The 13512-nt window shown below is 53.7% G+C and carries 3 protein-coding genes; all 3 read left to right on the top strand.

The genetic code is table 11. The features are described from left to right. The first annotated feature begins 41 nt into the window (after positions 1-41). Genes HF324_RS28575 through HF324_RS28565 form a run of 3 tightly spaced genes read left to right on the top strand, consistent with a single transcriptional unit; the run spans position 42 to position 13495 of the window. Positions 42-8981 (top strand): Ig-like domain-containing protein, encoded by an 8940-nt coding sequence (locus tag HF324_RS28575; RefSeq protein WP_168861418.1) that lies wholly within the window; start codon positions 42-44, stop codon positions 8979-8981. A 17-nt stretch (positions 8982-8998) separates the two neighbouring features. Then, positions 8999-9340 (top strand): T9SS type A sorting domain-containing protein, encoded by a 342-nt coding sequence (locus tag HF324_RS28570; protein WP_168806678.1) that lies wholly within the window; start codon positions 8999-9001, stop codon positions 9338-9340. A 27-nt stretch (positions 9341-9367) separates the two neighbouring features. Beyond that, positions 9368-13495: a PKD domain-containing protein gene (locus HF324_RS28565; RefSeq protein WP_168861417.1), complete on the top strand. Its 4128-nt coding sequence runs from the start codon at positions 9368-9370 to the stop codon at positions 13493-13495. The last annotated feature ends 17 nt before the right edge of the window (positions 13496-13512 follow it).

The raw sequence follows: 13512 nt of genomic DNA, 5'->3' as shown, positions 1-13512 counted from the left end.
AAAGATTAACCCCTTCTGAAAACCAGCAAATGTTTTTCTATATGAGAAATTATACGCTTTCGTTTATTCACAAAACCATCCTCGTGGCCGGAATGCTGCTGATGTTGAGCAGTCGTCTGCTGGCGCAGACCGATATCAACATCGGCACCGGGACCACGGGGAACAGCGATATCGGGTATCCCTGTCCGTTACAGGACTATTTCGAAGGCAACAGGGCACAGTACCTGTTTACCGCAGCGGAGCTCTCCGCTGCCGGTATGGCCCCGGGATATATTACCGGTATCAAGTTCGTCGTTAAAAACCTGAATACTGCCGATGTGATCGAAAGATACGGGATCAGCATCGGCGGCACTACCGTGAGCTCCCTCGATGAAACCTCCTGGGTGCCCGGCACCACCGTGGTACGCACCCCGGCGGACTATACCATCCTCAGTGGTGTGAACAACTTTCCCTTCAGCAATAACTTTTTCTGGAACGGAACAGACAACATTGTGGTGGAAGTGTGCAGCGGCGCTACGGTCACCGATCCCGGTACCTTCTATTCCAACAATCCCGAAGTGGCCTTCACCACCGGATTGGCGTTTAACGGCTCGCATACCTATCGCGCCGATAACGAAAATAACCTCTGCGGTACCATAGAAACCGACAACACCGGTACGATGACCACCCGTCCGAACATTACCTTCTCCTGGATACCTGCCACGCCCTGTACCGGTACACCCACCGCAGGCACCGCAGTTTCCAGTATGAGCACCGTATGTCTGAACGGTACCTTTGATCTGCGGCTGACCGGCGCCACCGTGGCTTCCGGGCTGACTTATCAATGGCAGCAGTCTGCCAACAATACTACCTGGACCAACATCGCAGGAGCCACCAAGAGCATGCTGACTACTACGCAGTCTGCCTCCACCTGGTACCGTTGCATCGTTACCTGTACTACCAGCACACAGTCCGCTACCTCTGCCAGCGTAAACGTAACATCGCCCACCCTGGTGTCCGGTACGTTTACCATCAATAAGGGAGCGCCTACGGGAGGTACCAACTTTGCTTCCTTCAACGATGCTTACAACTATCTCAAATGCGGTATCAGCGGTCCCGTGACATTTAACGTGGTGGCTAACAGCGGCCCCTATACGGAGCAGCTGTTACTGAAGCCCGTACCCGGCGCTTCTGCCACCAATACCATTACCTTTAACGGTAACGGTGACACGCTGCAGTTCGCCGGCACCTCTGCCAACAGGGGAGTAATCCAGCTGGATAACGCCGACTATTTCACCTTTAACAACCTGGTGATAAAAGCTACCGGCACCGGTTCTTCCGGTTATGGCTGGGGCGTTTTCCTGACCAACGACGCAGATTTTAATACCATTAAGAACTCCACTATCCTGGTGGATTCAACATCTACCAGCAGTACCGCCTATGCCGGTATCGTGATCAGCAGCTCCTACTCATCACCTACCACCTCCGGTGATGCCAGGTGCGACAACAATACTTTCACCTCCAACAAAATTGTGGGTGGCTATTATGGTATTGTGCTCACCGGAAGCAGTACTATGGCCAATATGAGCAATAAGATCACCAACAATACGATCACAGAATTCTACAACTCCGGGGTGAACGCCAGCGGATCATTTAACACGTTAGTAGAGAATAATATCATCAGCAGGCCGGCCCGTGCTACGGTGTCGACCTTCTATGGTATTAATTTCTCTAACCTGAATACCAAAGCCAATATTACCCGCAACCGCATCAGTAATCCCTTTGGCGGCGCGCCCACCAGCGTGAGCGCCAGCTATGGTATTTATTTTTCCGGTACGGACGCGTTGTCTCAACTGGAAAATGTGGTGTCCAACAACCTGATCTATAACTTCACCGGCAGGGGAGATGCTTACGGTATCTACAACTCCAGCTCCGACAACGTATGGTATTTCCATAATACCATTGCGCTGGACGGTACTTCTACCAGCACCACCACCTATACGGCGCGTGGTTTCTATCAGACCTCCAAAGCGGATGGTATTGAATTTGTCAACAACCTCATCGCGGTTACCCGTGGTGGCGGCGGCAGCAAATACGCTGTATATTTCGGTGCCACCACCGGTACTATCCATGCCAATAATAACCTGTATTATATGGCCGCACCCGGCGGCACCAGCTTTACCGGTTATTATAATGCTAACCGCGGCTCACTGCTTGACTGGAAGACCGCTTCCCTGCAGGATACTGCTTCGCTGGCCTCCAACCCGTTGTTTGCAGGCGTGGCTTCCGGTAACTACCAGCCTACCAGCGCTTCTGTGGATAACAAAGGGCTGCCGGCGGGCATCACTGTCGATATTAACAGCAATACCCGCAGCACCACCACACCGGACATCGGCGCCTATGAGTTTACGCCCGGTCCGTGTACAGCGCCCCCCACGCCCGGCGAGGCTACCGTGAGCACCACACCGGTATGTATCAACCGTAAGGTGTCACTCAGCCTGATCAACAACAGCATCGGCCTGGGACAGAGCTACCAGTGGCAAACAGCCAGTGCAGCAGGAGGCCCCTATTCCAACATCGGCAACCCGATGACCAATCCGGATACCACGATAACATCGACGGCTACCCTGTATTACCGCGTGGCAGTCACCTGCAGCGGCAACACAGCCTACAGTGCGCCGGTACTGCTCACCGTGAACCCGGCTTTCCCTGGTGGTACCTATACCATCAACAAGGGAGCACCGTCCGGCGCCACTAACTTTGTCAGCTTTAACGCTGCCAAAGCGGCGATGGAATGCGGTATAGCAGGCCCGGTGGTATTCAACGTAGTAGCCGGCTCCGGCCCTTACGCCGAACAGCTGGTCCTCGATTCCATCGCTGGTATGTCCGCTGTCAATACCGTTACTTTTAACGGTAATGGCAACACGATCAAGTTCGCATCGGATGATGATAATGAAAGAGCCGTGATCAAACTGCGTGGCGCGGACTATTTCACTTTCGATAATCTTGTGATCGACGCCCGTGGCGGTTCTTATGGCTACGGCGTACAACTGCTGGCCAATGCGGACAAGAACAGGATTACCCATAGCCGCATCCTGACGGATAATACCTCTTCCAGCTCCAGCGTGGCCGGCGTAGTGATCAACGGCGCAGATGCCAGCACCAGCAGCGGTACCAACAACCTTTGCGACAGTAACCTGGTACGCGGCAATAAGATCGACGGCGGTTATTACGGCGTGATCATCTACGGCGCTTCAACGGGCTCTCCGGCGGGCAACCGTATTGACAGCAACGCCATCAGCGAGTTCTATTCCTACGGCGTGTACCTGTCCAATGCGGAAAATACCATCGTAGACCAAAACGACATCTTCCGCACCGCACGCAGCAGCGTGTCTTACTCCAACTATGGCGTTAGCGTGAGCAGCAAAGGTGATGGCAACATTGTCAGCAACAACCGTATCCACGGTCTCTTTAACGGCGCCACCGGCACGACCAACTCCTTCTATGGTATTGAGTTCACCAGCGCCGACGCTACGGCTGCCAACCCGGCGAAGATCATCAACAACGTGATCTATGATATCCGCGGCAATGGTACCCAGCGTGGATTCTATAACTACAGCAGCGACTTTACGCTGTATTACCATAATACAGTCGCACTGAACGATGCCGTTAATACCGGCAGCGCAGAAGCCACCGGTATTTACCAGTCCAGCACGGTGGCCGGCGTTCAGTTCCTCGATAATATTCTCGATATCAGCCGCGCAGGCGGTGGCAGCAGGACAGGTATCTCTATTGCCGCTTCTGCAGAGTTCAAATCCGATTACAACGATATCTTCGTGAAGAGCAGCCGTTCTACCGCCTATACCGGTAACAACGGCACCAACTACGCTACACTGGCCGACTGGCGTGCAGGGGCCAAACTGGATAGTAACTCCCTCGCTGTAGAGCCGGTATTTGCGGACCCTTCCGCCGGTAATTTCGCGCCGGTAATTTCTCCGCTGGATAACAGCGGCCGCCCGGCAGGTGTTACCAAAGATATCCTGGGTGTTACCCGCAGCACCACCACGCCGGATATGGGTGCTTTTGAAATCAACATCCCGGAATGTACTTCTCCGCCGGTAGCCGGCAACGCTACGGTAGACCCGACTACGCCGATTTGTATGGGCACCGCCATCAAGCTGGACCTCGTGGGCAACAGCAAGGGCGGTCATCAGACCTATCAGTGGCAGGTATCCGCCAATGCTGCGGGTCCATGGAAATATGTGAGCGACACCCAGTATGTGAGCGTTTACAATACCATCGCCGGCGCCGAGAAATACTACCGTTGCGCCGTGGTGTGCAGCAACAGGGACACAGTATACTCCACGCCCGTGAAAGTGAACCTGAATGATCCGTTACTGGCAGGCACTTACACCATCAACCCGGCGCAGCCTTCCAGTACCACCAACTTCCAGTCCTTCGCCGCTGCCGTATCCAAACTGGAATGCGGTATCGCAGGACCGGTGCTGTTCCTCGCTGCCAACGGTACATATACCGAACAGCTGACCATGCGGCATATCCCCGGCGCCTCCGCCGTGAACAGGGTGACCTTCAGCAGCGCCTCCGGTAATGCGGCAGACGTGGTCCTTACCTATGCAGGTACTTCCGCACGGAACTACGTGCTGAAGCTCGACAGCGTGGATTATGTGACCTGGAGAAAGATCACCTTCAAACCAACCGGCACTACATATGCAAGGGCAGTAGAGTTTGCGAAGAAAGCTTCCTTCGACAGCCTGCAGCTTTGTGCCATTACATTGCCGGTAACAACTTCTTCCGGCACCAACAGCGCCGGCGTATACGCCAATAACTGTCTTGGCCAGGGTAACGTGATCACCGGTAATACCATCACCGAAGGTGGTAACGGCGTGTACTGGCTGAACAGCTACGGCGACAATATGTCTCCCGGCGTGACTGTCGACAGCAATACCATTACCCGTTCCTATAGTTACGGTATCTATGCCGAGTATGTCAACAGGCTGGTGGCACAAAAGAACACCATCACCCTGAGCGGCACCCTGGCGGGTACTGCGTACGGTATCTATGCGGATGATTGCGATACCGCCATTGCCCTTGTGGGGAATAAAGTCAATATCAATAATACCGGTTCCAAAGGATATGCGATCTACCTTACTTACTGCCAGCCGGGAGCAGGTGCTCCGGGCCGCGTGACCGGCAACGAGATCTACGCCCGCACCGCCAATACCGGTGAGCTGAGAGGTATTACGCTGACATATTCCAACCGGATAAGTGTGAACAACAACGTGGTGAGCATTCATACCACCGCCAGCAATTCGTATGGTGTTTACAGTGAGTCCGGCAATAACCTCAATTATCTCAACAACAGTATTCTCAATACCTCCACCAGCAGCGGCAACAACTATGCAGCTTATTTCTCGCATACGTCGTCTTCTGCATCACCGGTGAAAGTGAGAAATAACATCTTCGCCGCCGATACCGGCCGTACGATGTACGTAGCCAATCCGAACTTCCTGAACAGCGATTACAACACGCTGTATACAAGAGGTTCTGTGTTGGTAAGACAAAATACACCGGGCACCTCTTACGGCACACTGGCGGCTTACCGTACCGGTAGCGGTCTGGATGCCAATTCACTGGTGTATAAACCCGCCTTTGTTAGTCCGGCTGACCTGCATCCGGTGCTCACCGATCCGGAAGTATGGGCTATCCATGGCCGTGGCGTACAGGTAGCGGGCAACGATAAAGACATCGACGGTAAACCGAGGCCGGTAACATTGCAGGAAGGCGTGCCGGACATGGGCGCCTATGAGTTCCTGCCTACCTCCGTACCGCCGGCATTACCTGCTTTCCCGGCAGCTCCGGCAGCAGGTGTTACCCAGACGTTCATGTTTGGTACCGATACCGTGACGAAGGTCACCTGGAACGATGCCACCTTGCCCTCCAATATGACCGTGCGCCGTTATTCAGGTGTGAAACCACCGAATATCGCCCCGGGAACAGACTTCATGTATTTCTATACAGACGTGGACGTTACCCCGGCCAGCGGCGTGTACAACTTCAATATCCAGCAGTTCTACCTGGACCCATGGCAGGGATATATCAAGCGGCAGAAAGATATCCGGCTGGCGATGACCGACAGCACGGACAAATGGAAGACAGATTCGCTCAGCAAGGTGAACGACATCACCAACGTGATCACCGACAGCACCCTGCATTATTTCGATAAGTTCACCGGCCTGAATGGCGGCACTTCTGCACCGCAGCAGCTGCAGCCGGCAGACAGCTCCAACAGAGGCACCCGCTTCTGGGTGGGCTACGGCCATCACCAGTTCTTCACCGGTGACAACAGCCAGCAGATGGTACTGTACCTGAATGCGAAAGATTCCTCTAACGTAACCGTCAGAGTGAATGGTACCGCGTGGGAACGTACCTATCATATTCCGGCCAATAAAACCATCACCACGGAAACGCTGCCCAAAGGCGGTATGAACGATGCCCGTCTGCTGGAAGAAGGCTGGTCCGACAGAGGTATCAGCATCGAAAGCGACGTGCCCATTGTAGCCTATGCGCATATTTATGGCAGCGCCTCTTCCGGCGCCTCCATGCTGCTGCCGGTAGGTACTTATGGTTACGATTATTATGCCCTCACCTCCAGGCAGAATTATTCTACAGATACCTACTCCTGGTTCTATGTGGTGGCGGATTATGACAATACCACCCTGGAAATCACGCCGAGCGTGCCTACGTTGTCCGGCAGACCTGCCAACCAGACGTTTACCGTGACGCTGAACAAAGGTGAGGTGTACCAGGTACTGGGCGCACTGCAAGCCGGTTCTGACGGATACGACGTGTCCGGCTCCCATGTACGCTCCATCGTCAACAGCGACGGTAAATGCTTCCCGGTAGCTTTCTTCTCCGGCAGCAGCCGCACAGGCATCGGATGCGGTAACAGCACCGGTTCTTCCGGCGATAACCTGATCCAGCAGAATTTCCCGTCACAGGCGTGGGGTAAAAAATACCTGACAGCGCCGACTTCCATCGACGATGACGCTGCCAGCTTTATGACCAACATCTTCCGCGTGCTGGTAAAAGACCCGGCCACGGTAGTGAAACGAAACGGCATAACGTTGACAGGCCTGATCAACAACCGCTTCTACCAGTTTGAAAGCAATACCGCTGACTACATCGAAGCCAATCAGCCGGTGATGGTAGCGCAGTATATGTCATCCAGCGGCTCCTGTGACAATACAAACGGCGACGGGGATCCGGAAATGATCTATGTCAGCCCGCTGGAACAAGGTATCAAACAAGTCGGTTTGTACCGCAACACCGTTGAGTCTATCAACACCAACTATCTTACCCTCATCATACCAACAGGCGGATTGAGTTCTTTACGGATCGACGGCAGCAACGTGTTTGACCATACTTATCCGCATCCTAACTACCAGGGTTACACGGTGGTGATAAAACGGTGGGATGCTGACGCCGCACAATGTAATGTTGTCGCCGACTCGGCCTTCACCGCTATCACCTACGGTCTTGGCAGCGTGGAAAGCTACGGTTACAATGCCGGAACACTCGTAAAGAACCTCAATATCCTGCCGGCTTTCAGCAACGTGCTGAACCCGTCAAGCGGCAGCAACAACACTTACACCTGCGTGAAAACGCCGTTCCGTTTCTCCATGCTGATACCGGTGAAACCTACCAAACTCACGTGGAAGCTGAGCGCCGTGAAGAACCTGACACCTGCGGTGGACGTGGTCCAGAACAACCCGGTGCCGAAAGATTCGCTGATCGCCAACGAACGCACTTACTACCGTTTCGTGCTGCCGGATGAATATGTGTTCTCTGCGCCGGGCACTTACCACGTGCCGATCCAGATCTCACATCCGGACATCGAAAGCTGTAATAACACTTTTGAGGCCATTCTTACCATGAAGGTAATACCTGCGCCGGTGGTGAACTTCACCAGCAACTACTCCGGTTGTGTGGGCGACGTGGCCCAGTTCACGGGCAGCGCCACTACGAGCAATAACGTGGGCATCAGCACCTGGAACTGGAATTTTGGGGATACTACCTACGCTTACCGGAAGGATACCACCAAACAGTTTAAATATCCCGGCATCCATAAAGTGAAGCTCAGCATTGTTGCTGCGGAAGGGTGTATCGGCGATACCACGAAAGATGTGGAAGTGTATACGCCGGGCGTAGCCGCAGTGGTGAAAGACTCCCTGACGGTGTGCAGCGGCAGCGACGCTTCGCTGGCCGTGAAAGATCCGGAGGCAGGCGTACTGTACAACTGGTACGACGCTCCTGCAGGGGGTAACCTGCTGTTTACCGGCAACGTATACACGATCACCGCCGTCACTGTCAGCGGCACCTACTATCTCGAAGCCATCAACCATGGCTGTCCGGGCGCTACCCGTGCCAAAGTGGTCGTACATGTGCTGCCATTGCTGACGACGCCTGTCGTGAAAGTGGATACTGTGGGCGTAAACCTGATCCGCTTTAAATGGGCTGCGGTGCCTAATGCTACCAGCTACGAAGTGTCCACTGACGGAGGCCTTACCTGGACGCAGCCGTCTTCCGGCAGAGAAGGACTGGAGCATGTGATCAGCGGCCTGCAGCCTTCCCAGAGCGTGAAGCTCCTTGTGAAGGTGAGAGGTTGCGAAGACAAAATCTCCGATCCGGCCGAAGGCAAAACCCTGCCGGATGGTATCTACATCCCCAATACGTTCACGCCGAACAACGATGGCAAGAATGACGTGCTGAAAGTATATGGCTATATCATCAACAAATTACACATCGCCATATTCGATCAGTGGGGAGAAAAAGTGTTTGAGTCCAACAGCCAGGATATGGGATGGGACGGTACTTACAAAGGCAAAACCTTGCCTTCAGGGGTATACATCTATGTATGTCACCTTGTACTGAAAGACGGTTCCACCCTGGAGAAGAAAGGAGTGATCAACCTGATCCGATAACCCGAAAATGTAAGGTGATGAAGTACTTGCTTGCTTTCATAATTACAGCTGCGTTGCTGCATGGGGCGTTTCCCCGTGCAGCAGCTACCAGCTGCCGGCAGGGAATAGACAGCCTGGTCAACAGCGCCCGGTCTATCACTGCCTATCCTAACCCGGCCTCTGTGTCCGTGCGCGTGAAATCTGTGAAAAACCTGCGTGAGCTGGTGATCTATGCGCTGGACGGCAGGCAGGTGAAGAGAATAGCCGCGCCGGGGAAAGACAACCTGGTGCAGGTTTCAGGACTGGGACAAGGTCCTTATATGTTGCGGGCCTTATTTGAAGATGGGACAAGGACCTCAAAGATGATCATCAAACAATAATCATTTCAAGATGAAAAATTGTACAAGATGTTTACCAAAATAACCAATCATCCTGGTAGCCAACGGCTACAGCGATGTCTCATGGCCATATCTGTGTTAGTGTTGCAGTTCGTAGCCTTTAGTTCGCACGCCCAGAATCTTTCCAACAAAGGGAAAGACTTCTGGGTTGGCTACGGACATCACCAGTTCATGGAGCCGGGAGGCGGTAATTCACAGGAGATGATCCTGTACCTGAGCGCCGAACAGGCCGCTACGGTAACAGTGAGTATCACCGGCACCGCCTGGACCCGGACCTATACCATTCCCGCCAATACGGTCATAGCAACAGACCTGATCCCAAAAACAGGCGCCAACGACGCCCGTTTGTATTCACCGCCGCCTTCGTTCGGCGGCACCGGCGGTGAAGGTACCTTCACCAATAAATCGATCCATATTCACAGTAATGTGCCGATCGTAGCCTATGCACACATCTTCGGCAGCGCCTCTTCCGGCGCCACCATGCTGATGCCGGAAGAAACGTGGGGCTATTCCTATATCTCGGTTAACAGTCAGCAGGATTATGCCTCTGACTGTTTTTCCTGGATGTTTGTGGTAGCCAACCAAAACAATACCGTAGTGGAAATCACCCCTTCGGTATTGACCCGTAACGGCCGTGCGCCGGGCGTTCCGTTTACCGTTACCCTCAACCGCGGCGATATCTACCAGCTGGTAGGCGGTGCGCTGTCAGGTTCCAAAGGACGGGAGCTCACCGGTACGACCGTTAAGTCTATCGGTAATTCCGCCGGGGAATGTTATCCCGTGGCCGTTTTCTCCGGCAGCAGCCGTACGTCGCAGTCGTGTACCAACAGCGGCGGCAGCGGTGATAACAATATCCAGCAGGTGTTCCCTTTCCAGGCATGGGGTAAACGTTACCTGACGGCGCCCTATTCTCATTCCAATACGCCTACCTCCAACCAGACATCCATGTATAAGGTGGTGGTGAAAGATCCCGCTACCGTGGTGAAAAAGAATGGCGCGGTCATGGGCCCGTTGATTGCCAACTCTTACTATGAGTACAACAGTAATACCGCTGATTATATCGAAGCCGATAAACCTATACTGGTAGCCCAATATATGCCGTCTTCCGGTTCCTGCGGCAACAGTGATCCGCTGGGAGATCCGGAGATGGTGTACCTCAGCCCGATAGAACAGGCTGTTAAAAGAACAGGTTTTTACCGTAACAACCGGGAGTTTATTACGGTCAACTACCTCACGCTGATTATCCCCACCGGCGGTATCGGATCGTTGTTGATCGACGGTAGCCCGGTGTTCAATACCTCCTATCTGCACCCCAACCTCTCCGGTTATTCTGTGGTGGTGAAACGCTGGAGCGCGGCGCAGGCACAATGTATTGTGACCAGCGATTCCGCCTTTACCGCCACCACCTACGGTCTTGGCAGCGTAGAAAGTTATGGCTACAACGCCGGTACGCTGATCAATAACCTGAACGCAGTGGGTTCTATTCACAACGAGTACGATACATCTAAAGCCACCAATGATTTTACCTGTACACAAACACCGGTGCAACTGTCTATCCTGATGGCTTACAAGCCCACCAAAATGGTGTGGAAACTGAGCCTGCTGGGAGCGGCCATTACACCCAATACAGATGTGACCGTAAATGCGCCGGTGCCCGCCGCCACCGTGGTGATCAACGGCATCACATACTATAAATACACCTTGCCCGGATCCTATAAATTCACCAATACCGGGGAATTTGATATTACGGTAATGTCTACCCATCCTTCCATTGAGAACTGTACCAATACAGAAAAGGTGGGATATACCATTTCCGTGAAGCCTAAGCCCCGTGCGATATCCAGCTATGCCTATTCGGGTTGTACGCTGGACAGCGCCATCTTCAAAGGACAAAACAATCAGCCCGATTATAAGATCGACCGCTGGAAATGGGAGTTCCCCGGCCCGGCGCTGGACAGCGGCATCGAAGTGCACCATGCTTTCCAGCCGGGACAGGCCAACGTGAAACTGACGGTGATCTCCACCGATGGTTGCGTGGGCGACACCTCTTTCCAGGTGAAGGCTGTAGCCAAACCGGTGGCTGATTTCACGAGCGATGTGCCGTCGCTGTGCGAAGGCGCGCCCGTGAAGCTGACAGATAATTCCACCTACGGTGGGACAACCCCGCTGAAAGAATGGTACTGGGACTTTGGCAACGATTCTGTAAAGAAAGCCACTACCAACGCGCCGGAGTCTATGACATATGGCGGCCATAAATCCTATACCGTTAAGCATATGGTAAAGGTGAGCGATCTGTGTATCAGTGACACCGTTACCAAAACCATTACGGTATACGCGAAGCCATATGCCGCATTTACTTTCCCCGGCGATTGCCTGCCGGTAAATGGTGTGGTGCAGTTTACCAGTACCGCCACGGTACCCGATGCGCAAACGCTGGCCGGCCACAGCTGGGATTTTGGCGACGCAGGCGCTACGCCCGCCAATCCTAACACTTCGCTGCTGGCGTCGCCTACGCATGCCTATACGAAGTTTGGCACCTATACGATCAAATACAAGGTAACTACCGATAAAGGCTGTACGAAAGATACGACCGTCACTGCCAGCTTCAAGCTGAAACCACAACTGGCATATGCACCGGTAAACGGGGTATGCGTAAACGTGAAAGGAAGTATCAAAGTGGCCAATGCGACCGTACAGAACGGGGTAACCGGCAAGGGCTACTACAAAGGCCCGGCGACCGATTCTTCCGGTAATTTCACGCCTTCCGTGGCGGGAGCAGGCACGCATAAAATCTGGTATGTGTTCAATACCAGCACGGGCTGTGCGGACTCCGTGGCGGCAGACGTGGTGGTATATCCTAAACCCACGGCCACCTTTACCGCTACGGCCAATGTCTGCCTTGGCCAGCCAGCCCTGATCACTGACCAGTCCACCATTACCGGTGGCGTCATCAGTACCTGGAAATGGGACGATGGTAAAGGGCAGCAGACACAGGTCAATAACAACACACCGTTTAACGTGGTGTATACCGCCGAGGGCAGTTACACTGTGAAACTGGTGGCTGTCAGCGATCATCAGTGCCTGAGTGATACCGCCTCCATGACGGTGGGCGTGCATCCGCTGCCTGAAGTGAACTTCCGGTTGCCGGCGGCGATATGTATGCCGGAAGGCAGTGCGCAGTTCACCAACCTGAGCACAATTACTGATAAGTCAACGCTTACATGGCAGTGGAACTTTGGAGATGGCAGCGCTACCTCCGCGCTGAAAGACCCGCTGCATAACTATACCGCCTATGGTCCGTTTGATGTAGTATTGACCGCCACATCCTCCTTCGGTTGCAGCGCCAGCGCCACCAAGCGCATGGAAGCCTTCTTCGGCCAGCCGGTCGCTTCTTTCAAAGTATCTCCGGACACCTTATGTCAGGGAACAGACAACACGTTCACCGACCAGAGTACCGACGCTAAAAGCAATATCACCACCTGGGCATGGGAGTTTGGCGATGGTTCTGTTTCCAGTGCGCAGAACCCGGTGAAGAAATATACCGAGCCCGGTGAATACGGCGTAAAACTGAAAGTGACCAACGCCGCGGGCTGCACGTCAGCACCGTTCACCAGCAAAGTGGTGGTGTACCTGCAACCCGTGATCGATGCCGGACAGTCTTTTGTAGTGCCGCAGGGAACGGTGATCACTTTCAGGCCTACGGCCAATGATTCCGTGAACCTGAAGTTCCGGTGGGAACCAGCGGCCGATTTCCCGAACCCGACGCTGCTGTCGCCCTCTATCCCGGCTATGCACGACCAGGTATACACGCTGACTGCTACCGGTAAACACAACTGTACTGCTAAAGACCAGCTGTCTGTCAAAGTGCTGAAACCGGTGCTGCCGCCGAATGCGTTCTCTCCCAACGGCGATAATATCAATGATAAATGGGTGATCTATAACCTGAGCGACTATCCGGACAGCAAAGTGGAGGTCTTCAACCGCTATGGCCAACGGGTGTACCAGTCCACCGGTTATCCACAGCCATGGGACGGCAGCTTTAAAGGCAACCCGCTGCCGGTCGGCACCTACTATTACGTCATCACCCTGCGTAACGGGTTTGCGCCGCTGTCAGGGTATGTAGCCATCATCCGATAACGAACATTATTCACATA

Origin of the sequence: Chitinophaga oryzae (genome assembly GCF_012516375.2) — a bacterium.
In the GTDB taxonomy this organism is placed as follows: domain Bacteria; phylum Bacteroidota; class Bacteroidia; order Chitinophagales; family Chitinophagaceae; genus Chitinophaga; species Chitinophaga oryzae.
Note: the sequence above shows the minus strand (reverse complement) of the source record. Positions and strands in the feature narration are given on the sequence as shown.

What these genes read in the sequence shown, in the direction of transcription:
- HF324_RS28570 (WP_168806678.1), top strand. Translation starts at nt 8,999, where the DNA reads ATGAAGTACTTGCTTGCTTTCATAATTACAGCTGCGTTGCTGCATGGG.
- HF324_RS28575 (WP_168861418.1), top strand. Translation starts at nt 42, where the DNA reads ATGAGAAATTATACGCTTTCGTTTATTCACAAAACCATCCTCGTGGCC.
- HF324_RS28565 (WP_168861417.1), top strand. Translation starts at nt 9,368, where the DNA reads ATGTTTACCAAAATAACCAATCATCCTGGTAGCCAACGGCTACAGCGA.